Annotated in this window: 18 protein-coding genes; 9 read left to right on the top strand and 9 right to left on the bottom strand. The window is 73.5% G+C overall.

What is annotated here, in order from left to right:
• The first annotated feature begins 114 nt into the window (after positions 1-114).
• Entirely contained in the window at positions 115-933 is an 819-nt protein-coding gene (locus tag WME89_RS40320; protein WP_438004900.1) for a hypothetical protein, read from the top strand.
• Positions 934-1164: 231 nt separating this feature from the next.
• Here the strand turns inward: WME89_RS40320 and glyA are convergent, their stop codons facing one another.
• Together glyA and WME89_RS40310 are read right to left on the bottom strand one after the other, a co-directional pair.
• Positions 1165-2436 carry a serine hydroxymethyltransferase gene (glyA, locus tag WME89_RS40315; RefSeq protein WP_438004899.1) on the bottom strand — a complete coding sequence of 424 codons (1272 nt, stop codon included), beginning with the start codon at positions 2434-2436 and terminating at the stop codon, positions 1165-1167.
• Positions 2433-3764, bottom strand: coding sequence for a dihydrolipoamide acetyltransferase family protein (locus WME89_RS40310; protein ID WP_438004898.1), 1332 nt, complete (start codon positions 3762-3764; stop codon positions 2433-2435). Before WME89_RS40310 ends, glyA begins: the two co-directional genes overlap by 4 nt.
• A 379-nt stretch (positions 3765-4143) precedes the next feature.
• Between WME89_RS40310 and WME89_RS40305 the strand changes: the two genes are divergently transcribed.
• Positions 4144-6099, top strand: a complete 1956-nt coding sequence (locus tag WME89_RS40305; RefSeq protein WP_438004897.1) for a glycosyltransferase family 39 protein — start codon at positions 4144-4146, stop codon at positions 6097-6099.
• A gap of 127 nt (positions 6100-6226) precedes the next feature.
• Here WME89_RS40305 and WME89_RS40300 read toward each other — a convergent pair whose 3' ends face one another.
• Entirely contained in the window at positions 6227-7831 is a 1605-nt protein-coding gene (locus tag WME89_RS40300) for a hypothetical protein (RefSeq protein ID WP_438004896.1), read from the bottom strand.
• Positions 7832-8183: 352 nt separating this feature from the next.
• Between WME89_RS40300 and WME89_RS40295 the strand changes: the two genes are divergently transcribed.
• Entirely contained in the window at positions 8184-9230 is a 1047-nt protein-coding gene (locus WME89_RS40295) for a glycosyltransferase family 4 protein (protein WP_438004895.1), read from the top strand.
• An 83-nt stretch (positions 9231-9313) separates the two neighbouring features.
• On the opposite strand, the gene WME89_RS40290 is transcribed toward WME89_RS40295, so the two are convergent.
• A complete protein-coding gene (locus WME89_RS40290) occupies positions 9314-9733 on the bottom strand; it encodes a hypothetical protein (RefSeq protein WP_438004894.1) in 420 nt (139 codons plus the stop codon).
• Positions 9734-9801: 68 nt separating this feature from the next.
• On the bottom strand, positions 9802-10260 hold the full coding sequence (locus WME89_RS40285) for an ABA4-like family protein (RefSeq protein ID WP_438004893.1): 459 nt from the start codon (positions 10258-10260) through the stop codon (positions 9802-9804).
• Positions 10261-10384: 124 nt separating this feature from the next.
• Here WME89_RS40285 and WME89_RS40280 point away from each other — a divergent pair, with 124 nt between their 5' ends.
• Positions 10385-11188, top strand: a complete 804-nt coding sequence (locus WME89_RS40280; RefSeq protein ID WP_438004892.1) for a class I SAM-dependent methyltransferase — start codon at positions 10385-10387, stop codon at positions 11186-11188.
• A 49-nt stretch (positions 11189-11237) separates the two neighbouring features.
• On the opposite strand, the gene WME89_RS40275 is transcribed toward WME89_RS40280, so the two are convergent.
• The gene (locus tag WME89_RS40275; RefSeq protein ID WP_438004891.1) at positions 11238-12239 is read right to left on the bottom strand and encodes a hypothetical protein; all 1002 of its coding nucleotides are present in this window, start codon (positions 12237-12239) and stop codon (positions 11238-11240) included.
• A gap of 449 nt (positions 12240-12688) precedes the next feature.
• Here WME89_RS40275 and WME89_RS40270 point away from each other — a divergent pair, with 449 nt between their 5' ends.
• From WME89_RS40270 to WME89_RS40260, 3 genes are all read left to right on the top strand, one after another.
• On the top strand, positions 12689-13348 hold the full coding sequence (locus WME89_RS40270; RefSeq protein ID WP_438004890.1) for an RNA polymerase sigma factor: 660 nt from the start codon (positions 12689-12691) through the stop codon (positions 13346-13348).
• A complete protein-coding gene (locus WME89_RS40265; protein ID WP_438004889.1) occupies positions 13335-14546 on the top strand; it encodes a hypothetical protein in 1212 nt (403 codons plus the stop codon). Before WME89_RS40270 ends, WME89_RS40265 begins: the two co-directional genes overlap by 14 nt.
• 162 nt (positions 14547-14708) lie before the next feature.
• Positions 14709-15389, top strand: coding sequence for a hypothetical protein (locus tag WME89_RS40260; protein WP_438004888.1), 681 nt, complete (start codon positions 14709-14711; stop codon positions 15387-15389).
• Between the two features lie 211 nt (positions 15390-15600).
• Here WME89_RS40260 and WME89_RS40255 read toward each other — a convergent pair whose 3' ends face one another.
• The 3 genes from WME89_RS40255 to WME89_RS40245 form a co-directional block, all read right to left on the bottom strand.
• Positions 15601-15921 (bottom strand): hypothetical protein, encoded by a 321-nt coding sequence (locus tag WME89_RS40255; protein ID WP_438004887.1) that lies wholly within the window; start codon positions 15919-15921, stop codon positions 15601-15603.
• A 432-nt stretch (positions 15922-16353) separates the two neighbouring features.
• Entirely contained in the window at positions 16354-16995 is a 642-nt protein-coding gene (locus WME89_RS40250; RefSeq protein WP_438004886.1) for a TonB family protein, read from the bottom strand.
• A gap of 60 nt (positions 16996-17055) precedes the next feature.
• A complete protein-coding gene (locus tag WME89_RS40245) occupies positions 17056-19470 on the bottom strand; it encodes an ArnT family glycosyltransferase (RefSeq protein WP_438004885.1) in 2415 nt (804 codons plus the stop codon).
• A 128-nt stretch (positions 19471-19598) separates the two neighbouring features.
• Between WME89_RS40245 and WME89_RS40240 the strand changes: the two genes are divergently transcribed.
• Positions 19599-20405, top strand: coding sequence for a Uma2 family endonuclease (locus WME89_RS40240; RefSeq protein ID WP_438004884.1), 807 nt, complete (start codon positions 19599-19601; stop codon positions 20403-20405).
• A 569-nt stretch (positions 20406-20974) separates the two neighbouring features.
• Positions 20975-22639, top strand: coding sequence for a hypothetical protein (locus WME89_RS40235; protein WP_438004883.1), 1665 nt, complete (start codon positions 20975-20977; stop codon positions 22637-22639).
• Positions 22640-22666 lie beyond the last annotated feature (27 nt).

The raw sequence follows: 22666 nt of genomic DNA, 5'->3' as shown, positions 1-22666 counted from the left end.
TCGTCCGGCTCCGGGGCAGGTCGCTCCGGGGAGCTCCCGCGAGGGACCCGTTGCGTCGCGAGCCCGTCAGTGAGATTGAACGCGGCGTTCCGCCGGAAATTCGAGGAGGTTCTTTTGCTCCGTACGATTGGCGTCCTGTCAGCCATGGTCCTCACCGCAGCCCTCGCTGCTGGTTGTCAACAGCGAGAGGCTTCCACGCCGCCGAACTACGCGAACCAGCCCCCGCCCGGCTACTACCAGCAGCCGGGCTACCAGCAGCCCGGCTACCAGCAGCCGGGCTACCAGCAGCCCGGCTACCAGCAGCCGGGCTACCAGCAGCCGCAGTACCCGCCGCCCGGGTACCAGCAGCCGCAGCAGCCGGGCTACCAGCCCGCGCCGACGCAGCCCGCGCCGACGACGCAGCAGCCGGCTCCGCAGCAGCCTGCCACGGCGCCCGGCGGCTTCCCGTGGCCGTTCCCGCTTCCTGGCCAGACGACCACCGGCGGCCAGCAGCCGGCCCCGAGCGGCGGTGGGACGAGCTCCGGCAGCGCGTCAGCGATCGACCCGAACGTCGCTTCTGCCGCGACCATCCCGCTCAACAACCTCGCCGCGACCGAGGCGCAGGGCATGACGAAGGAGGGGGGGCCGATCGCGGGTCAGTTCAGCGCCGGGCAGACGCTCGAGCAGCAGATCCAGCTGATGCCCGGCAAGTGCTACACGGTCCTCGGCGTCGGCGCGGGGATCACCGAGCTCGACATCAGCCTGGTCGCGCTGACCCCGATCCCGATGGGCTCGTCGGTGCTGGCGCAGGACACCTTGACGGGCTCGAACGCCGCGCTCGGCGGCCGGGGCAATTGCTTCCGCTGGTCGTTGCCCGTCGGCATCAACGCCAAGTACATCGTGAAGGCCACCGCCGGCTCGGGCATCGCCGCCGCGCAGCTTTACGTGAAGTGACGCCGCCAGCACGCCGAGGACGCCGGGAGCTCTCTCTCCTCGGCGCCCTCGGCCGCGTGCTCCGCCGAACCGCTGCGAAACGAGAGCGGTCCCAGACGAAGAAGAACACAACCCACCAAGGCGCCAAGGGAACCAAGAGTCTTTCTTGGTGCTCCTGGCCCTCGTGGCGTCCCTGGCGGTTTGTAGTCTCTTGATCCGGATCGCGCTGGCCAGACCCGGCCGCGCAACGCGCTAGACGCGGATGCCCGGGGCCGGGAAGCCGCGGCAGAGCTCTGCGACCTCGGCGGCGACGCGCGCGATACGCGCCTCGTCGTTGATGTTCTGCGCGACGTCATCCATCCACCCCGCGAGGCGCTCCATCTCGGCGACGCCCATGCCGCGCGACGTCACGGCCGGCGTGCCGATGCGGAGCCCCGAGGGGTCGAACGGCTTGCGCGGATCGAACGGAATCGAGTTGTAGTTGGCGACGATGCCCGCGCGGTCGAGCGCCTGCGCGTACGGCTTGCCGGCGATCCCCTTCGGGGTCATGTCGATCAGCAGCAGGTGGTTGTCGGTCCCGCCGGTGATGAGCCGGAAGCCGCGCGACTCCAGCGCGCGCCCGAGCGCCTGCGCGTTCTCGACGATCTGCTTCGCGTAGCCCCGGAACCCGGGCTCCGAGGCCTCCTTCGCCGCGACCGCGATGGCCGCCGTCGTGTGGTTGTGCGGCCCGCCCTGGAGGCCAGGGAACACCGCCTTGTCGATCGCGCTCGCGTGCTCCTTCTTGCTCAGGATCATCGCGCCGCGCGGGCCCCGGAACGTCTTGTGCGTCGTCGACGTCACCACGTCGGCGATGCCCACCGGCGACGGGTGCGCCCCGCCGGCCACGAGCCCCGCGATGTGCGCGATGTCCGCCGCCAGGATCGCCCCCACCTCGTCGGCGATCGACCGGAACGCCGCGAAGTCGATGGTGCGCGGGTACGCCGTCGTCCCGCACCAGATGAGCTTCGGCCGGTGCGTGCGCGCCAGGTCGCGGACCTGGTCCATGTCGATGCGGTGATCGCTCTCGCGCACCCCGTACGGGACGCTCTTGAAGTACTTCCCGGTGATGCTCACCGACCAGCCGTGGGTCAGGTGCCCGCCCGCGGGCAGGCCGAGGCCCATGATCGTGTCGTTCGCCTGCGCGAAGGCGAGGTAGACGGCCAGGTTGGCCGGGCTCCCCGAGTAGGGCTGCACGTTCACGTGGTCGGCCCCGAACAGCTTGGCCACCCGCGTGCGCGCGAGCTCCTCGACCACGTCGATCTGCTGCTGGCCCTCGTAATACCGCTTGTGCGGGTAGCCCTCGGAGTACTTGTTCGTGAGCACCGAGCCGGTCGCCTCGAGCACCGCCCGAGACACGTAGTTCTCGCTGGCGATGAGCCGGAGCGTGTCCGCCTCCCGCCGCTCTTCCAGCCGGATCAGCTCGGCGATCTCCGGATCGACCTCGCTCAGCGGTCTCAGGCCCTGCACGTCGCTCTTCACGCTCATACTTCGAACTCTCCGCGTGTGAGGATGTCGGTGACGCGCCAGAGGAACGAGTTCGCCAACACCCCGTCGATGATGCGGTGGTCGTAGGACAGCGCGAGGAACATGACCGGATGGATCGCGATCGAGTCCTCCTTGTCCTTCGTGACCACCACGACGCGCTTCTTGATCTCACCCATCCTGAGGATGCCGACGTTCGGCTGTGAGATGATCGCGCCGCCGAACAGGTTCCCCTTGAGGCCGGGGTTCGAGACCGTGAACGTCGTGTTCGCGAGGTCGTCCGCCGTGATCTTGCCCGACCGCGCGCGCCCCGCCAGCTCGTCGATGCTCTTCGCGATGCCGCGGAGCGACAGCCCGTCCGCCTGCTTGATGCTCGGGACGATGAGGCCGCCGGGCGTGTCCACCGCCACGCCGAGGTTGACGTCGCGCAGCACCACGTACGAGTTCTCGAGCACCCGCGCGTTGAACTCCGGGTGCTCGCCCAGCGCCCGGACGGCCGCGGCGCAGATGAAGGACAGGAACGTCAGCGACACACCCGCCTTCTTGAACGCGTCCTTGTGCGCGTCGCGCAGCTTCGACGTCTCGTGCAGGTCGACCTCGGCCACCGTCACCACGTGCGGCGAGGTCACCTTGGAGTAGACCATGTGGTCCGCGGTGATGCGGCGGCGCCGGCTGAACGGCACCACCTTGTCGCCGGGCTTCGGGGTGTAGGGCGGCACCTTGTAGGCGCCGAACCCGACGCCGGGCACCGGCGGCACGAACCCGCCGCTCGCCTGGATGAGCTGCGACAGCTCGGCCGCCTGGCTCGCCGCCTGGGGCGGCGCGCTCGCCTGTGGCGCCGGCCCCGGCTCGGCCGTCGAGCCGTGCGCCGCGCGCATCACGTCGTCGCGGGTGATGCGGCCGTGATCGCCTGTCCCCTGCACCTCGCGCAGGTCGACGCCCGACTCGCGCGCGAGCTTCTTCGTCGAGGGGCTCGTCAGCGGGCGGGCGCCCTCGTCGTGCCCGTTGCTGCCCGACGCCGGCGCGGAGGGCCGCGCTTCGGCGGGCGCCGGCGCGGGCGCCGCGCCCTGGGCCGTCGCCTGAGACTCCGCCTGAGCGGTCTCGTCGATCTGGCAGAGCAGACCTTCCTTGGCGACGACGGTGCCCTCGGACACCGCGATCCGCGCAACGCGGCCCGCGACCGGCGCCGGGATCTCCGTGTCTGCCTTGTCGGTCGCAACCTCGAGCAGCGGCTGCTCGCGCTTGACGAAATCGCCCTCGCGCACGAGCCACCTCGAGACGGTCCCCTCGAGCACGCTCTCGCCGAGCTGTGGCATGCGAACATCGACCATCGCTTCTCGCTCCTCCAACGTGCGCCGCCGGGAGCGCCCGTTTCGCCGGGCAACGGCGGCACGGTCGTATACGCCGCCCGCCCTTCGAGGGCAACGACACATGTTCGTCCGGTGCGCATCCTTTGCATCATTTGTCAGCATGTCGGCGGCGCGGGGTCCCGGCGCGCTCCTCGCCGCCCCCCGCGCGCCGGGACGCCGCGCCGCGCGCCACCACCCGCGGCGCCGCGCGCCACCACCCGCGGCGCCGCGTGCCGCCCATCCGCCGGCCAGGCGGAGGGGCCGCCCTGGTGACGGCGAGGCGGCCCCACCGGGGCGCCGGGCGCAGGAGGACCGGAATCGTACGTAGACGCTGGCGCGCCCGAGCCGGTAAAAGACCCCCGTGCGTGACGCCGCGCCGGACGTGACCGCGGTCCCTTGTCCCCTGGCCACCTCGAGCGGTGAGGCCGCGAGCGGCGAGACCGCGGGCGGTGAGGCCGCGAGCGGCGAGACCGCGGGCGGTGAGGCCGCGAGCGGCGAGGCCGCGGGCGAGCGCCGCGCCGCCGGGCCTTCGCGCGTCGCGGGCGCGCAGGCGATCGGGGCGATCGCGATCGGCGCCATCGCGTTCCTGCTGCTGCAGATCCTGACCTACGGCTACGGCCGCGATCAGGGCATCTACGCCATGGTCGCGCGCGCGGTGCTCGACGGCGGCATGCCCTACCGCGACGCCTTCGACTTCAAGCCGCCGGGCATCTTCCTGATCTACGCGGTCGCGCGCGCCCTCTTCGGCCCGGCGCAATGGGGCATCCGCGCGCTCGAGGTCCTCGGCCTCGCCGGCATGTGCCTCGCGATGGTGTCGCTCGCCGGGCGCGCTTTCGGCGACCGCCGGGTCGGCGTCGTCGCCGCGGCGCTCGCGGTGCTCGTGCACGCGCAGCTCGATTTCTGGCACACGGCGCAGCCCGAGTCGTTCGGCGGCATGCTCACCGTCTTCGCCCTGCTCGCGGCCACGCCGCGCAGCGCGGCCGGCGCGCCGCGCCCGGCGCCCGGCGCCGCCGCGCTGATCGCGTCGGGCGCGCTCTTCGGCGCGGCCGGCCTCCTCAAGCCGCCGCTCGCCGGCGGCGGCGTCGTGCTCGCCGTCGTCTTGGCCGCGCCCGGCCTCGCCGAGCTCGCGGGGCGCGGCGCGGCGTTCGCCCGGCGCGCGCGGCGCAGCCCGGCGCGCGGCGCCGACCGCCGCGCGCCCGAGGCTCCGGGATCTGCGCGCGCTCCGGGGGCGGCGCGCGCCTCGGGCGAGCGCCTCGCCGCGCCTGATTCCGGTGAGGCGCGCGCCTCGACGACCGCTCCCGAGCTGGCGCGCCCGGCGCCCGCGCTCCTGTGGGAGGCGCTCCGGCCCGCCCTGCTCATCGCGCTGGGGGGCGTGCTGCCCGTGCTCGCCTGCGTCTCGTGGTTCGCCGCGAAGGGGGCGCTCGGCGACCTGCGGGAGGTCCTCTTCGTCTTCACGCCGCACTACACCGCGCTCGGGTGGCGCGGCGTGGGCGTGCTCGACATGGCGTGGCACGGCGTCAGCGAGTGGCTCGTCCGGTATTCGGGCCCGCTTGTGCTCGGCCTCTGCTGCCTGCTCGCGCTGCACCCGGACCGCCACGAGCGCGCGGGCGTGGCGCTGCTCGCGGGCGTGATCGCGATGCACCTCGTCGGCGTGGTGATGCAGGCGAAGTTCTTCCCTTACCACTACGGCGCGACCTGGCCGCTCACGGCGATGCTCGCCGCGCTCGGCCTCTGGAAGGCGTGGCAGCGCTGCGTCCGGCACGGCGCGAAGGCGGTCGCCGCGCTCGTCGCGGCGCTCGTCGCGACGGCCTTCGCCCGCTCGGCGACGAAGGACGTGGACGAGGACTACCTCGATCGCTGCGCCGAGCGCGTCGCGTTGCTCGCCGCGGGCGCGCGGGATCTGGATCGCCTCGATCACCTCGCTTCGGTCGCGGACGTCAACGCCGCGGCGAACCGCGCGGTCGCCGCGTGGCTGCGCGAGCGCGTCGCGCCGGGGCGGCCGGTGTTCGTGTGGGGCTTCGAGCCGGTGATCTACGACCTCGCCGAGCGCCCGCCGGCGACGCGCTACCTCTACAACGTCCCGCAGCGCGCGGCGTGGGCCCGGCAGGAGGCGCGCGACGCGCTGATGCGCGACCTCGCCGCGCGCCCGCCGGCCGCGATCGTCGTCGAGCGCCGCGACGTGTTCCCCTCGGTGACCGGCGACGGGCTCGACTCGCGCGACACGCTGGACGGGTTCCCTGCGCTCGCGGGGCTCCTCGAGGAGCGCTACGAGCTCGCCGTGCTCATCGAGGATTTCGAGATCTACCTCGAGCGCTGAGCGGCGGGCTCGCACGCCGCTCGGCGGGCGTGAGCCGCGAGCGGCGGGCGTGAGCCGCGAGCGGCGCGCCTGAGCCGCGAGCGGCGGCGCGGCCCGGCGGGCCGCGCGCCGCGGAGCGCCTCGCGCTTCAGGGGCAGGAGACGGTGTTCGGCTCGCCCGGGGTGGGCTCTGCGGCCCGGAAGCGGCGGCCGTCGCGGGGACCGTCGGCGCAGCGCTGGATCGACTGCGCAGTCGCCAGCGCGGGCGTCGCGCCCTCGTCGACCTGGACGCGCTCGGGCGCGGTCGCCTCGCTGGAGATCAGCGCGCTCAAGAGCCCCGTGTCCGCCGGATCGTTCGTGCCGTAGACCACGGCGTCGAGCAGGCGCGCCGCCGTGGCCGGGGTGCCCGCGGGGAAGGCCGCGGGCCGCGCCTGGTACAGGCCGACGCCATCCGCGCCGTTCTGCAGGTTGTCGCTCTCGGCGGTCGCGTCGAGGAGCACGTCAGGCTCCGGGGTCACGGCGGGGTTGCCGACGAGCAGCAGGCCCCGGCCGTTCGTCGTTCCGTTGAGCTCCACCACCCGGTAGGACGGCTCGTCTGCGAGGCTGCCGTTGAAGAGCACGAGCGAGTAGCCGGCGAGGCTCACGTTCCGCACGCCCGTGCTGATCTCGATGAACTCGCGGTCGTCGTTCACCGGCGCGGTCGGCGTGTCCGCGTCGAGCTCGTTGATCAGCAGCCGGATCACCGTCACCGGGAACGACGTCCACAGCGCGCCGGGCCGGCTCACCACGATGTCCTGCGGGCCGACCGACGTCTCCTCCGACAGCGCGGCGATGGTGATCTGCGTGTCCGAGTCGACCGTGAAGGGCTGCGGCACGAAGCCCACGGTCACGGCGGTCGCGCCGGTGAACCCGCTGCCGGTGAGCACGAGGGCACCCCGCTGAGCGATGACCGGGTAGTCGACCAAGGTCACCCTGGCCGGCGGTCCGCAGTCCGCGCAGGAGGAGCCGCCGCAGTCGATGCCGCCCTCGTCGCCGTTCAGGATGCCGTCATCGCACGAGGGCTCCTGGCACATGTGATCGATGCAGACCTCGGTCGGGCAGTCCGCGTGGACCAGGCACTGCACGCACGCCCCCTCGGCGCTGCACAGCCCCCCGTCGGCGAGGGAGCACGACGTACCGACCGCGACCGGCTCGTTGACCGGGGAGCCCTCGCGGCAGGAGTCGATCGTGCACTCGCTGTGGTCGTCCGGCACGTCGTCGTTGTTGTCGACCTCCACGACCGCGCCGTCGCCGTCGCAGCGGCGCTCGCTGCAGTCGCCGTCCATCTGCATCTCCGCGGGCGTCCCCGCGGCCACCGGCTCGCTGGCGCACGCTCCGTCGACGCACACAGCGATCGCGCACTCGCTCGCCGGCTCGGCGCAGTCCGCGTCGGCGGTACAGGTCCCGCCGCCGGAGCCGCCAGCACCGCCGGAGCCGCCAGCACCGCCGGAGCCGCCAGCACCGCCGGAGCCGCTCCCGGCGCCGCCGTTCCCGCCGTCGCTTCCCCCCGCGGCGCCGGCGCCGCCGGTGCCGCCCCCGGCGCCGCCGTTCCCGCCGTCGCTTCCCCCCGCGGCGCCGGCGCCGCCGGTGCCACCCCCGGCGCCGCCCTGTCCTCCAGAGCCCTCCGGTCCGTCGTCCCCTCCGCAGCCCGAGATGGCCAGAAGGCAGATGCTCAGCGCGAGCGCGGAACCGTATCGATTCGATCTCAAAGTCATTGACCACCCTCGTGTAGTTTGGACCGGGCGCTCGAGCCCTCGAGGCTTCCTGCGCTGCCTCGCGCGCAGGGACGAGCAGCCGGGCATCCTAGACGCAGGGGGCGCGTGACGAAAGCGCCGCTCCGCGCACCTCCGAGCTGGCCCGAGCTGGATCGCGCGAGCCGGCGGCGACTGCTGTGCTCGTGGCGCGCGGCTGCCCTCGTGCGGCTGGTCACGAGGGCGGGCGAGAGCGCGCGTGGGGCGCGCGCTGCTGGCATGCTCATTGATGCGTCGATCTGCCGCCATGTACTCCGCCGCGAGCGGGGCCGATACCAGGCCCCGCCTACGGCGCGGCGACCCAGGAGCGACAACCATGCGGATCGGGATAGTTTCCACCCCGTTCATCCGGGTGCCGCCCTCCGGATACGGGGGGACCGAGCTGTTCTGTTATGAGCTCGCCGAGGGCCTCTCTGCGCGCGGACACGACGTCACGCTCTTCGCGACGGGCGATTCGGCGGTCAGCTGCCGCCGCCGGGCGCTCTACGCCTGCGCGCGCTGGCCGCCGGTGCCGGAGGACGAGGTCAACCACGTCGCCTGGGCGTTCTCCGAGGTCGTGCGGGAGGACAGGCTCGACGTGCTCCACGTGAACAGCCCGTTCGCCGTCGCGTTCACCCCCTTCGTCCGCGTTCCGGTCGTGCATACGGTGCACCACGCGCGCTGCGACGAGAGCTCGCGCATCTACGCGCGACACCCGCAGATCGCGTATGTCGCCATCAGCGAGCGGCAGCGCTCGCTGGAGATCGCGCTCCCGCGCTCGTGCGTGATCCACCACGGCGTGACGTCGGCGCGCTACCCGACGAGCCTCACCGACGAGGGCTACCTCGCGCACATCGGCCGCTACGCCGAGGAGAAGGGGACGCACCTCGCCCTCGACATCGCGAGGGCCGCGGGCATGCCGATCCGCCTCGGCGGCCGCGCGCACCCCAAGGACCATGCCTATTACCTGCAAGAGGTGGCCCCGCGCCTCCGGGAGAGCGGGGCGTCGGACCTCGGGGAGGTGGATCACGACCGCAAGGTCGCGCTCCTGCGCGCCGCGCGCGCCCTGCTTTGCCCGCTCCAGTGGGAGGAGCCGTTCGGGCTGATCGCCGTCGAGGCGATGCTCTGCGGCACCCCGGTGCTCGGCTTCCGTTGCGGCTCCTTCCCCGAGATCGTCGACGAGGGCGTCACGGGGTTCCTGGCCGAGCCGGGCGACGCCGCGCGCCTCGGCGCCCTCGCGACGCGGCTCGCGCGCTTCGACCGCGCCGCCTGCGCGCGCCGCGCGCGCGAGCGCTTCTGCAACGCAAGGATGGTCGCGAGGTACGAGGCGCTCTACCGGACCCTCATCGACCCGAGGCGCGCCCAGGGCTCCCGGGCCGCATGAGCCCGCGGAGGATTGCCCCTCTCGCGCGACGCGGCGCGGTGCTCGTCGAGCGCGCTGTCCGCCGCCGCGCCGCCGCGCCGCCGCTATGCGCCGTGCGTGAAGGGGTTATAGAACACGGACCCCACGAGCAGCATCATCGCGACGAGCGACACGGCGCGACAGGCCACGTACTTTCTGATGTAGGAGCCCGGCAACCCCAGCGCTCGCAGCTTGCGCACCGCGAGGACGTTGCCCGCGATCAACAGAGCGACCGTGAGCGCGATCACCGCGGCGAAGATCTCCGTCGTGCGCTCGGGCGCGAGCTTGATGGCCGCGTAGTTGAGGATCAGGAGCGCGATCACGGGAACGAGGGTGAATATCCGCTGCTTCGAGAAGCCGTCGACCAGACGGGCCTTGTCGCTCGCGCTGAGCGCGGACAGCGCCCTCTCGCTCATCACGCGGCTGCCGACGATCAGCAGCAAGGAAACGATGAGCCACGCGAACTGCCACGTCCCTTGATCCATGCCGCCGGACCGTACGTGGGGGGTGATCGCGTGTCAACGCGGCCTGCGCTGCCCGCGCGGCCCGGACCTCACGGCGATCGCGGTGACGGCGCAGCCTCGCCGACGTCGTCGACGCTGAACCGGCGCCGCAGCGCCGCCCGGAGCACCAGGTAGAGCAGGAACCCCATGGGCCCGAAGAGCAGCGTCAGGGCCAGGCAGGGCACGACGATCCAGCGCGGTATCCCGAGCTTCACCGCGTCGCGCGCCTCCCAGGCCCCCGTGAACAGGTCGAACACGAGATAGTGGATCCAGCCGACCAGCAGCACCTCGGGCCGCGCGAAGAGCTGCGCGACGTCGTGCAGGCTGCCAAAGCCGCCTCCTCCCTTGCCGAAGGTGGGCACGATCGCGAGCACGTACACGAGCGCCAGCGCCGCCGCGGTGCCCGCGGCGACGCGCTGGGTCCACCTCCAGCGTGGAGCGAAGGCGAGCAGCAGCCATCCGGGGAGGACCGCCGCATTGCAGAGAGAGAACACCGCCTCGAGGTCCATGCGCTCCGCGCAGGGTAGGTGAGCGGGACCGGAAAGGACAGAAAGGCGAGCCGGGCCGCCCGTGCCGGCGCGCGCGCCCGGCGCGGGTCTCCGGGAGCGTGGGGCGCCGTGGTAAGAAGCGTCGATGAACGAGCTCTTGCAGGCCCTGCTCCGGCGCCCGTCGATCGGGCGCGCGGCGCGGGCCGCGTCGGACTGGGTGGATCTCCAGCTGGCGCACGTCGTCGACTCGCTCGCTCGCCTCGCCCCGCGGGCGCGCGGGCGGCTGCTGGACGTCGGCTGCGGTGACAAGCCGTATGAGCACCTCTTCCGCCCGCACGTGCTCGAGTACCTCGGCGTGGAGCACGAGGCCACCTACGGCGCCACGGCCGCGCGCTCGCGCGGCAAGGCCGACATGCTCTACGACGGCGAGCGGCTGCCCTTCCCCGACGCGAGCTTCGACACCGTGCTGAGCGTGCAGGTCCTCGAGCACACCCCCCGCCCGGACGCGCTCGTCGCCGAGATGGCGCGCGTCCTCCGCCCCGGCGGCCTGCTCATCCTGAGCGCGCCGTTCTCCTTCCGGCTGCACGAGGAGCCGCACGACTACTTCCGCTTCAGCCCCCACGGCCTCCGCGCGCTCTGCGGCCGCGCCGGCCTCGTCGTCGAGGAGATCCACCCGCACGGCAGCCTGTGGAGCCTGCTCGGCCACAAGCTGAACAGCTACCTGGCCCTGCAGGTCGCGCAGATCGGCGGCGTCGCGCAGTCGATGGGCAAGCTGGGCCACGAGGCCGCCGCGGAGGGCAGGGCGCGCGTCTGGACGCTGCCGCTGGTCGCGCCGGCCATGGTCGCGGTCGCCGCGGGCGCGCGCGCGCTCGATCGCGCGCTGCCGGACCGCACCGAGGCGCTCGGCTTCACCCTGGCCGCCCGGCGCTCGACGGCTCAGGCAGCCTGAGGGGAGGAGAGGGGCAAGGAGGGGAGAGGGGCACGAGCGCGCGAGGAGATCAGTTGATGTTCGGCGGGATGGCGACCTGGCACTCGTTGGCCGGCGTCAGCCACTTGATGGCGTTGAGCCAGAAGCGCTCGACCTGGTAGTCGGGGTGCTCGACCCACTCGCTGTTGTAGGTGATCCACTCGTCGCCCCAGACGAGCACCCGGCCGTCGCCGGACTCCAGCGCCTTCAGCACGTCGTGGCCGTCGCCGGTCGCCAGCGTGGTGCCCTCGCCGGCCACCGGGTAGCCGTTGTCCACGCCGACGGCCTGGATCCCGTCGAGCACCGGGTGCGCGCCGCCCCACTCCGTGATCGGGATCGTGGAGCCGCCGTGCTGCGGCAGGATCTGCTGCGCGTCGTAGCCGACCCCGAGCGGCTCGAGCAGCGTGTTGACGTTCTCGCGCTCGTCCGGGTCGCCGTAGCCGATCAACGTCATCAGGCCGCCGCCCTTCGCGATCCAGTCGCTCAGCGCCTCGACCTCGGCGCTCGAGTACGTGCGCCCGATGACGCTCACGTCCTGGACCACGATGACCTGATGCTTGCCGAGCTCCTCGGCGGTGAGCTCGGCGTCGTTCAGGTCGACGGCCCCGTTGATGCTGCGCTTGTTCAACCAGGCCTCGAACACGTCGCCCTCGCCCCATTCGCCCGGCTCGCCCAGGGTGGCGATGCGGAGGCAGTCGCACACGCCGTCGCCGCCGGCGTCCACGTCGTCGATGATGCCGTTGCCGTCGTTGTCCACGCCGTCGCAGCTGTCCTCGTTGCCGGTCACGCCGCTGCCGGAGCTGATGCTGCCGCCGCCGCCGGCGCCCACCGCGACGCCGCCGAAGTCGTCACCTCCGCCGCTGCCCGCGCTGCCCGCCGTGTCGCCGCTGTCGCCGCTGCCGCCGCTGGTGCTGGCGCCGTCTCCATCGCTCGAGCACGCGGCCGCCTGCAGCGCGACACCGATGCACGCGACCTGCAGCAGCTGTCCGACCGGAACCCGACCCAAGGACCAAAGGTAAGATCTCGAGTTCATGGCACTCTCCAAGAAGTTCGACGTTGATGACGACGGCCCCGGCGCGCCGTCGATCGCGCTCGGGTCGAAGACTTGGAGTGTCTCCCGGAGCGCGGCTCTTCGCAACGCGAAAGAGCGAGCTTCGATGAGAGACACGTTGGCTGACCGTGTGTGTCATGGTCTCCAGGTCTCCTGGCGTGATGATCCTGGTGATGCGGAGTGCGATTGAGGAGGAGTTGAACTGCCAGGCTCGATGAAGATATCAAGGACAGAATTTTCCATGTCCCTTGGCGTCTTGGCAGCGTCTGCGCAGCGTCCGCGCAGCGTCTGCCCCCGGCCCGGCGCGCGGCCCCGACCGCCGCGCGCCCGCAGCCGGCGGGGGACCCGCTGCGCGAGGCGGCGCGAGCGTCCGATCGACAATCCAGGAAACTGACGGCCGGCTCGTGTGTGATGGCAGCAAGGGACCCTCCTTGCCCAGCCCCGACCTCGCCTCCTCGAACCTCGCCGAGGCGCTCCGTCCGCTCTCCTGCGAGCAGCGGTCCGACGCGCCCCCGCCCGCCGTGGCCTCCGGGCGGCCCGCCGACGCGGCGCCCGCCGCGCCCATCGCGTCGCGGTCGGTCGACGGCGTCGAGGCGCTCTACCGCCGCCACCACCGGCTCGTGCACCGGCTGGCGCTCCGCTACGGCAAGGGGAACCTCGCGTGGGCCGAGGACGTCACGCAGGACGTCTTCCTCGATCTGTTCAAGGCGTTGCCGACCCTCACCGATCACGACGACCTCGAGGGGTGGCTGTACCGGGCGACCACCAACCGCTGCTTCAACCGCCTCCGGCGCGAGCGCTTCCTCTCGCTCGCCCCGGTCCGCTGGCTGCTCGGCGAGCAGCCGCAGGAGCCCCGGCCGCCGGACGCGCTCGCCATCGCCCGCGACGACCTCCGCCGGGCGTTCGACGCGCTGAACGCGCTGCCGGTCAAGGAGCGGGTCGCTTTCTCGATGTACTACCTCGACGGCAAGGAGCAGGAGGAGATCGGGCGGGTCCTCGGCCACTCGAAGGGCTACGTCTGCAAGCTCATCCAGCGCGCGGTGCAGCACCTCGGCGGCGCCGGATGGAAGGTGGATCATGGCGACGTCTGATCGCGACGACCTCGTCTCGCAGCTCCGGGCGCTCGACGAGCAGCTCGCCAGCGTGCCGCCGCGGCCGCACCTCGAGGCGCGGCTCCGCGCGCGCCTGCACGCCGCGGAGGCGGCCCCGGCGGCGCCTGCGCTGCGGGACGCGGTCCGGGGCTTCCGGCGCCCGCTCGCGGCCGGCCTCCTCGCGGCCGCGGCGCTCGCGCTCGGCCTCGACGACGGCGCCCGGAGCGCGATCGAGCGGTGGGGTGTGGCCGCCCGCAGGCTGGCCGCGCCCGCCGAGCCGGTCACCGGAGAGCCCCGCGCCGACAGCGGTCCAGCGGAGCCGGGACCCGCGCGGCCCAGCGTGTCGCCGCCGCCCGCGCCGGTGGCCCCCGCGCCCGATCCGCGCCGCCGCGCGCTCCTGCCCGATCCGCGCCGCGCCGTCGAGGAGCCGCCGCCGGCCGACGTCACGAGCTCCCCGCCGCCCGCGCCGGCGAGCCCGCCCGATCCGAGCAGCACGCCCGCGCCGCCGGAGCGCGGGCGCGATCTTCGGTTGCTCCGGCGCGACCCCGGCGGCTCGGCGCTGCCGGGCGTTCGCGAGCCGTCGGTCTTCTGGGTGCCCCGGACCGAGGAGCGCGGTCCGGGCGCGGCAGGGCGCGCGGGCGACGAGGAGGCAGGGCGCACGGGCGGCGAAGAAGTGGCGCGCGGGGGCGACGAGGCGGCGGAGCGCGCGGTCCCCGAGGCGAGCGTGACCGCCGAGGAAGAGGCGTGCTCGACCGATCTGCTGTTCGACGGGGTGACCTGCCCGGACGACTGCACGAGCGGCGTGCTGGGCGACGGGGTGACGTGCCAGGACCCCAACGCGCTGATCGAGCAGGGCGCCCCGATCTGCGAGGAGATCGGGCTGGTCCTGCGCGATCTTCAGATCGACAAGGCGGACTACGCGGTGTGTGACGGGAAGGTGCTGCGGGCGAACTACCTCTGCTGCCCGGCGTGGGAGGCGCCGCCGGAGGAGCCCAGGGAGCCGCCGCCGCCGCCCGAGGCCCCTTGCGAGACGACCGGCGTGGTGGGGGACGGCGCGACGTGCGAGGACCCGAGCGCGCTGAAGTACGAGGCGCTCGCGCTCTGCCAGGCGCTGGGGCTGCCGCTGAGCCACTTCGATGCCTCGATCGCGCCCTGCGCGGGCGGCACGCTCGAGGCGACGTATGCCTGCTGCCCGTAGCCGGACTGCCGATCTCGGATCGACGTCACGAAGCGGCGCGCGCCCAGGAAACCGGAGCCCCCTTCGCGGTTGGATCATGGCGAATGACGACGCGGCGCCGCGCGATGGCCGGCCGCGCGTCGCAGCCATCCTCGCGGCTCACCGCGAGGCCAAGGAGATCCCATGCGATTGGCTCATCACCACATCACCGCTCTCTCGATCGCCGGCGCCGCGCTGCTGGCGGGTTGCTCCACGTATGTCAGGTCCGGCGAGGATCTCGACACGAACACCGTCGACCAGAGCGTCGCCCCCGAGGAGGCCGTCGACGCCCCCGAGAGAGAAGCGGGCGACGCGCCCGAGAAAGCGGCAGGCGACGCCCCCGCGGCGGCGGATGACACCCCCGGGGAGGCGTGCTCGACCGATCTGCTGTTCGACGGGGTGACCTGCCCGGACGACTGCACGAGCGGCGTGCTGGGCGACGGGGTGACGTGCCAGGACCCGAACGCGCTGATCGAGCAGGGCATCCCGATCTGCGAGGAGATCGGGCTGGTCCTGCGCGATCTTCAGATCGACAAGGCGGACTACGCGGTGTGCGACGGGCAAGTGCTCCAGGCGAACTACCTCTGCTGCCCGGCGTGGGAGGCGCCGCCGGAGGAGCCCGTCGAGCCGCCGCCGCCGCCCGAGCCCCCTTGCGAGACGACCGGCGTGGTGGGTGACGGCGCGACGTGCGAGGACCCGAGCGCGCTGAAGGACGAGGCGCTCGCGCTCTGCCAGGCGCTGGGGCTGCCGCTGAGCCACTTCGATGCGTCGATCGCGCCCTGCGAGGGCGGCACGCTCGAGGCGACGTATGCCTGCTGCCCGTAGCCGGGCTCCCTCGCTGCAGGCAGGGGCCTGCCGCGGCATGACGCGCTGCCGCGCGGAGGAGCGCGCAGCACACGGCCGGTAGCGCTGTCCGTCGTGCTGCGCGCGCGGCGCGCGAAGGTGCTCGTCGCGGCGAGATCCTGTGAACGCAGGGCGGTCGCCCGGCTTCCGGACGGGATCAGCGCTGCGCGGCCAGGGAGCGGATGAGGAGGGGCTACTGGCCCGGGGCGGGCGCCAGGCCCGGCTTGAGCTCCCTGGCGATGCGCTGCACGCTCTGCATCAGCGTCTTGATCTGATCGCCGACGACCGGGCCCGCGTCCTCGACGAGCCCCTCGATCTGCGCGAGCACGGGCGGCAACCCCTCTGCGGTGACCTCGTTGATCCGCTCCCCGCCGAGCTTCGCCTCGATGCGAGCCAGCTCGTCCTTCAGCTCCCCGAGCGCCTGGGACACATGCTCCCGGTGCTGCACATGCTCGTGCCGCGAGAGCTCATAGGCAATCGCGATGGCGCTCCGAACATCCCGCTGAACTTCCATCCTCTCCATGCTTCTTCACCCGTGCCGTCGCCGGCGGTAGTTGATCTCCATGCCAACCGGCCGCGGGGCGTCGCGCCGCCTGGCCGCCGGCATATCCATCATGGGAGTGGTTTGCTCTGGTCGTCTGCCGGTCGCGCCCGCGGGGCGGATCAGGCAGTCGGCTGTTGCTGGTACTTCAGCGTTCCAGCGTTCCAGCATGTCAACATTCCGAGTCTCGACACGCGACGTCGTAGCAGCTTCCGTGCCCTCACCGGCGCAGCGCCCTCTCGGGCCGCCCGGGGGAAGGCGCGGATCGGGCGCGCGAGCTCAGCGCTGGATCGATGGACGATCCGCCTCAGTTGTCGTGAATCGCCACGGTCTGCGCGGCGTGACAGGTCGGCTGTTCGCCGGGCGCGGTCCCCGGGCGAGCCGTGTTTCCGGGCAGGGGTCTCCTCAGGGCTGCACCAGCTCGACGCCGCTGAACTCGATGGGAAAGGTGATGACGGTCGTCACCCCGCCTTGCGGCGCGGGGAACTGCATCTTCTCGAACGCAGCGGACACGCAGCGATCGACCTGCTGGTTCTTCGTGGTCGACCGGATCACGTCGGCCTTGTTGACCGTGCCGCTCGGCCCGATGGTCGCCTTGACGGTCACCTTCCCCACGAACTTCGGCGAGCTCTTGACGCCGATCTTGTAGCACTCGTCGAACAGCTCGGCGTGCTTCTCCACGACCTCGCGGACCTGCGCCTCCGAGATGCTGCCCCCCAGCGTCCCGGTCGCGACGCCCGTGCTCGGCCTCGTGCTCCCGGTGCCGCGCGCCGCGCCCGGCTTCGACGCGGGCGCCTCGACCGGCGCGGCTGCCCCGGGGACCTGCGCGCCTGGCGGGGGCGCCTCCCCGGCGGCGGGCGTCGGGCCTGCCGCGGCCGGAGGTGTCGTGCCTGCCGTCACCGGAGCTGCCGCGCTCGCCGCCGCCGGGGGCGCCGTGCCCGCCGGGTCCGAGGAAGCGGGCTGCGCCGGCGCCTGGGCGGGCGGCGGCGGGGCGCACCCGGCCGCGAGCGCGAGGACCAGAACCAGACCTGTTCGGCGAGAGCTCATGCCCGAAGGTAAAACCGGAATGCGGGCCCTTGTCCACGAGGATGGAGGCGTGTCGCCCGCTCAGCGCAGCCGCAGCACCTCGACCTCGGACGCGCCGCCGCCGTCCACGAGCGCCGGCGCGCGACCCCGGTCGCGGGCCCTCAGCGATGCCCAGAACACCTCCGTCCCCGGCCTCTTCCGGATCGGGACCGGATCGGCGTAGAGGAAGCCCGCCCGCCAGCGCTGCGGCGCGATCGCCGTCGGGAGGCCGACATCGCGGTAGATCGGGTCCGCCATCGTCGTGGACAGCGGGGCGCGCTCGACGACCCGGGAGCGCACCGAGAGCGCCACGTCGCTCGCCGCGGGGCCGCCCGCGCGCACGAAGATCGTGAGGAGCGAGCGCGCGCCCTCGTGGAACGTGGTCCCGAGCAGCTCCGTGCCGTCGTCGAACCGCGCCCCGAGCGGCGCGAGCGCGGCGCTGATCTCCGCGAGGAGCGCCGCCGCGCGCGCGCCGTCGCCTGCGGCCAGGGCGATGTTGTGCGCGATCCGCTTCTGCTCCAGCGTCTCTGGCGCCCCTGCCGGCGGCTCCGCCGGCTGTCCGAAGTGCGCGCGGAGCTCCCACGTGAGGAACGGATCGGGCGCGATCTCGCGCTCGGGCTCGGTGCCCGAGACGAGGTACCAGGCGAGGAGCCCCGGCTCGCGCTCGCGGAACGAGAACGCCTCGATCCCGCGGGCGCGCGGGTCGACGGCCGCGCGCGGGTCGACGGCCGCCTGCGGATCGACGGCCGCGCCGAGCGCCCAGAACGGGCCCACGGCCGTGATGTCGAAGCGCCGCGCGAGGCTCGCCTGGTCCCGGTCGAGCATGAACCGCGTGTCGACCAGGTAGGCGCCGCGCGGCGGCTCCTGCTTCGGCGCGGGCCGCGCCGGGGTCACGACGCGCCCGCCGAGGGCCCAGACCTGGGCCCAGCTGGCCTTCATGCCCTCGTGCATCTCGACCGGCGCGCCGGCGGGCAGCCTGGGCCCGAGCCAGCGCAGGAACGCCGTCTTCGCCCCGTCGGAGTCGATGAGGTGCCCCCGCTCGTTGAAGCGTCCGCCCGTCTCCCGCGCGTACCGCAGCGCCGGGAGCCCGTCGCGCAGGACGGCCGCGAGCGGCACGAGCCAGAGCGCGAGCGCCGCGAGCGCCGGCCACGCGGTCAGCGCGCCCGGCGCCGGCCACGCGGTCAGCGCGCCCGGCGCTGGCCACGCGGCTGGCGCGGGCTGCGCGGGCTGCGCCGCGTCGTCGGGGGCGTGCCGTGCGGCGGCGGCGCGCTCGAGCAGCGCCGCATTCCCGGGCGTGCGCCGTGCGGCGGCGGCGCGCTCGAGCAGCGCCGCGGCGGTCTCGACGAGGGCGGCGCCGGCGAGGGCGAAGTACGCCCCGAAGTAGTGCGGCCAGAAGATGTGGATGTCGGCGCCCTGGCGGAAGACGACGTACTGCACCGTCGCGGTCGCGAGGTAGAGCAGCGGCAGCGCGTCGTGCTCGCGCCGGAGCAGGACGAGCCGCGCGGCGCAGACGAGCGCGGCGAGCTTTCCGGCGGCGATGGCGACCGGCGTGAACGAGAGCTCGATCCAGTACCGCCGGCTCGCGAGCACCTTGCTGAGCGGCTCGGCGTTGCCCGAGGACCGGAACCCGTAGCTCGCCAGGAGGTCGCCGAGCTTGCCGGCGTGGTGGAAGAGGGCGACGTAGAGCGCGACGGTCAGCGCGGCGATGAAGGCGGTGAGCACCCACCACTGCGCGTAGCGCCGCGCGTGGACGGGGCCGAAGACGCGCTTCGGGAGCAGGTACGCCCGGATCGCGCCGAAGACGAGCAGCCCGCCCGTGAGCACGAACGCGGGCCAGTCGGCGTTCATCCCGATCGCGAGCCCGAGCGCGCTGACCGCGAGGTAGCGGCGCCGGGACGTCTGCGTCAGCCGGACGTACCCCCAGAGCCCGAGCAGCGTCCAGGCGATGACCGGGACCTCGAGCGCGTTGAGGTTCGCGAACGACAGCGTGATCGGCAGGACGACGAACGACGCCGCCGCGGCCGCCCCGGCGGCGGGGCGGTAGACGCTCCGGCCGATGGCGTGGAGCAGGGGCGGCGTCGCGGCGCTCAGCAGGACGGCGGGCAGGCGGCAGATGACGTCGTGGCGCCCGAAGACCTTCATGAACGCGGCCGTCGTCCAGAAGATCCCCCACGGGTGGTGGCAGTAGTACATCTCCGGCGGCGGCTGGCTCGCGGTGTACTCCCAGACGGGCCCGGCGATCTTCCAGCGGAGCATGTTCTCCGCGATGATCCCGACGCCCGCCGACGACGCGTAGTGGCCGGCGAGGATGGGCCCGAACATCTCCCACGCCGCCGCGAGCGCGAACCACGCCGTCGCGATCGCGGTGATGGTGAGCGCGACGCGGGCCTCGAGGCGGGACGCGGCGGGGAGGCCGTTCAGATCGAGCGGGCGCGAGGCGGGTCGGGGCAAAAGCACGGCGCGCGCAGCCTATCTCCGATGGAGCCTGCCGGAGAGGTGAGAAAGAGGTGAGAAGTAGCCGCCGCCCGCCGCCCGCCGCGACGGCGCGGGTCGATGCGCGCGCGCGTCTCGGGTAGGATTGGGGCATGTCGAGCGAGGCGCACAGGCAGGTCCATCGGCGGGCGCACCGCGACGGCAAGGAGCGCGATCCGACGTTCTATCCCGTGGAGAAGAAGATGGGGGAGGACTCCCTTCAGACGTGGATCGTGGAGCTGCTCCGCCCGCTCATCGAGCGCTGGTACGGCGAGCTCGGTCGACCGAGGTTCGTGGGCGCCGACCAGTTCATCTACTACCGGCAGTTCGACCCTTCCAAGGTCGTGGCGCCGGACGTGTACGTGCTCCCCGGCGTTCAGCCGGGGCGCCGCGTGCGGAGCTGGAAGGTGTGGGAGACCGGGATCGCCCCGAGCTTCGCGCTCGAGGTCGTCTCGTCGGACGAGCCGTACAAGGACTACGTGGACGCGCCCGAGCGCTACCGGGAACTCGGGGTGAGGGAGCTCGTGATCTTCGATCCCGACTGGGAGAAGGGCCGCGACCGGGTGCGCTGGCAGCGCTACCGGCGGCTGAAGGCGCGCGGCTTCGTCCGGGTGGAGACGACGAACGTCGACCGGATCCACGCGCGCGTGCTCGGCTGCTGGCTGCGGGTGATCGGCGCAGGCGAGGAGGCGCGCCTCCGCCTGGCCACGGGGCCCGAGGGCGAGGAGCTCTTCCCCACCGCCGCGGAGGCGGAGCGCGCCGCGAAGGAGGTGGAGCGCGCCGCGAAGGAGGTGGAGCGCGCCGCGAAGGAGGTGGAGCGCGCCGCGAAGGAGGCGGCGCTGGAGCGCGTCGCCGTGCTCGAGGCACAGATCGCGAGCGCCGCGAGGGCGAGCGGCAAGGGACCCGCGGAGCGGGGCTGAGCGAGGCGCGCCCCCGTCAGGCCCGGAGCAGCGTCACCCGCCGCCCCGAGGGCGTCCGGGTCTGCTCGAGCGGGGGGCGACCGGACCCCCTCGGGAGGTGGCGCTGGCACATCGCGACCTCTCCACGCAGGCTTCCGAGGCCCTCGGGCCAGCTCTGGATCGACCGGACTCCCTTCCGGAGGTGGCGCTGGCACATCGCGACCTCTCCACGCGGGCTTCCGAGGCCCTCGGGCCAGCTCTGGATCGACTGGACCCCCCTCGGGAGGCGGCGCTGGCACATCGCGACCCCGCCGCGTAGCCCTCCGAGGCCCCCGGCTCGGTTCCGGATCGATCGGAGCTCCCTCCAGGAAGCCGCGCCGGCACATCGCGACCCCGCCGCGCCGCCCTTCGAGGCCTCCGGCTCGGTTCCGGATCGAGCGAACCCCCTCCGAGAGGCGGCGCTGGCACATCGCGACCTCGCCCCGCAGGCCTCCAGCGCCGCCGGGTCGGTTTCCGGCCCCAACGCGCCCTCTCCGGGGGCGGCGCCGGCGCGTCCAGCGCCACCCCGAGATGGTAGCTTCCCCGCCACCTTGGGTACCCCGTCCCTCCCGGTGGAGCCTCCGGCGGCGCCCGGCCCCGCGCGGCGGGCGCCGCTCGCCGGCCCGCTCCGCCGCGCCGCGGGCGCCGCGCGCCGCGCGCCGCTCGGCGCGGCGCTCGCGCTCGTCGTCGTCGCCACGTCGGTCTATGTGATCGCCGTCCCGCTCGCGGTCGTCCGCTATCCGCCGATGACCGATCTCCCGTTCCACGCGGCCCAGACGGCGGCGCTCCGGCACTACCTCGACCCGGCGTGGCACTTCCGCGAGCAGTTCACGCTCCAGCCGCTCGCGGTGCCGTACATGTCCATGTACGCGCTCGGCGCATTGCTCATGCTCTTCCTGCCCCCGATGGCCGCCGTGAAGATCGCGGCGGCGGCCATGCTCGCGCTCCTGCCCGCGGGCCTCGCCGTCCTCTTCCACGGCCTGAAGCGGAGCCCCCTCCTCGGCGTCCTCGGCCTCATCCCCGTCTGGTGCAACCTCACCCACTGGGGCTTCCTCAATCACATGGGCGCGCTCGGCCTCTTCGCGATGGTCGTCGGCCTGACGCTCCTGCTCCTCGATCGCCCCTCGCGCGGGCGGCAGCTCGCGCTCGCGCTCGCGCTCGTCGCCCTGTTCTTCACCCACGTCTTCCGCTTCCCGTTCGCCCTCGCCGCCGTGGTGGGCGCCGCGATCGTCGTGTTCCCGGCGACGCGGCGGCTCCGCCCCATCGCGCTCCCGCTTGCGCCCTCGCTGGTCCTCCTCGCCGTGTGGCTCGCGGTGCGGACCGGCACCCTGCACGGCGCCTTCGCGCCCGCGCTCCACTGGGAGCGGCTCGGCGAGGTCCCCTCGCTCCTGTTCACGAGCTTCACCGATCCGGCCGAGGCCGCGGCGGCCCGGCGGGCGGCGCGCCTCGTGCTCGCCGCGCTGCTCGTGTGCGCCGCCGGCGCCGCCGCGCAGCTCGCCGGCATCACGCCGAGCCCGCCAGAGGCCGACGCGCGGGAGCGGACCTTCGCGCGCCTCGCGGCCCTCGTCCCGGTCGCCTGCGCGGCCGTGTTCCTGGGCCTGTTCCTGAGCATGCCGCTCCAGATCGGCCTCTGGTGGTACGTCTACCCGCGCGAGATCGTCGCGGCCCTGTTCCTCGCCTTCGGCGCCTTCCCCGACCTGCCGCGATCGCCGTGGCTCAGGGTGCCAGCCGTGCTCGCGCTCTCGGCCGCGGCGGTCTCCCTCGGCGCCGTGGTCCGGGACAACTACCGCCGCTTCGACCACAGCACGCAGGACTTCGAGGCCATCATCGCGCGCATCCCGCCCGCGCCCAGGCTGCTCTACCTCGTCTTCGATCACGGCGGCTCGTCCCGGTCGACGACCCCGTTCATCCATCTCCCCGCCTGGGTGCAGGCCACGCGGGGCGGCTGGCTCAGCTTCCATTTCGCCGTCTGGGACGCCTCGCCCATCGCCTACAGGCCTCGCTCGGAGCCGGGCGCCGTCGTCCCGCCGCCCACGCCGCTCCGGTGGGAGTGGACGCCGGAGAAGTTCGACGTGCGGCGCCATGGCGCCTTCTTCGACTGGTTCCTCGTCCGCCGGCGGGCGGGGGCCGACCACCTCTTCGCGAGGGACGAGAGCATCGTCCCCGTCGATCACGTCGGCGACTGGTGGCTCTACCGGCGCAGCGGCGGGCCGTAGCGCGCGCTGCCCCGGGCTTCTGTTACC

The sequence above is a fragment of the Sorangium sp. So ce321 genome (genome assembly GCF_051530195.1).
GTDB lineage: Bacteria > Myxococcota_A > Polyangia > Polyangiales > Polyangiaceae > Sorangium.
Note: the sequence above shows the minus strand (reverse complement) of the source record. Positions and strands in the feature narration are given on the sequence as shown.

Coding starts and splice junctions, on each gene's coding strand:
- glyA (WP_438004899.1), bottom strand. CDS start 2,436: ATGAGCGTGAAGAGCGACGTGCAGGGCCTGAGACCGCTGAGCGAGGTC.
- WME89_RS40310 (WP_438004898.1), bottom strand. CDS start 3,764: ATGGTCGATGTTCGCATGCCACAGCTCGGCGAGAGCGTGCTCGAGGGG.
- WME89_RS40300 (WP_438004896.1), bottom strand. CDS start 7,831: ATGACTTTGAGATCGAATCGATACGGTTCCGCGCTCGCGCTGAGCATC.
- WME89_RS40295 (WP_438004895.1), top strand. CDS start 8,184: ATGCGGATCGGGATAGTTTCCACCCCGTTCATCCGGGTGCCGCCCTCC.
- WME89_RS40290 (WP_438004894.1), bottom strand. CDS start 9,733: ATGGATCAAGGGACGTGGCAGTTCGCGTGGCTCATCGTTTCCTTGCTG.
- WME89_RS40285 (WP_438004893.1), bottom strand. CDS start 10,260: ATGGACCTCGAGGCGGTGTTCTCTCTCTGCAATGCGGCGGTCCTCCCC.
- WME89_RS40280 (WP_438004892.1), top strand. CDS start 10,385: ATGAACGAGCTCTTGCAGGCCCTGCTCCGGCGCCCGTCGATCGGGCGC.
- WME89_RS40275 (WP_438004891.1), bottom strand. CDS start 12,239: ATGAACTCGAGATCTTACCTTTGGTCCTTGGGTCGGGTTCCGGTCGGA.
- WME89_RS40265 (WP_438004889.1), top strand. CDS start 13,335: ATGGCGACGTCTGATCGCGACGACCTCGTCTCGCAGCTCCGGGCGCTC.
- WME89_RS40260 (WP_438004888.1), top strand. CDS start 14,709: ATGCGATTGGCTCATCACCACATCACCGCTCTCTCGATCGCCGGCGCC.
- WME89_RS40255 (WP_438004887.1), bottom strand. CDS start 15,921: ATGGAAGTTCAGCGGGATGTTCGGAGCGCCATCGCGATTGCCTATGAG.
- WME89_RS40250 (WP_438004886.1), bottom strand. CDS start 16,995: ATGAGCTCTCGCCGAACAGGTCTGGTTCTGGTCCTCGCGCTCGCGGCC.
- WME89_RS40240 (WP_438004884.1), top strand. CDS start 19,599: ATGTCGAGCGAGGCGCACAGGCAGGTCCATCGGCGGGCGCACCGCGAC.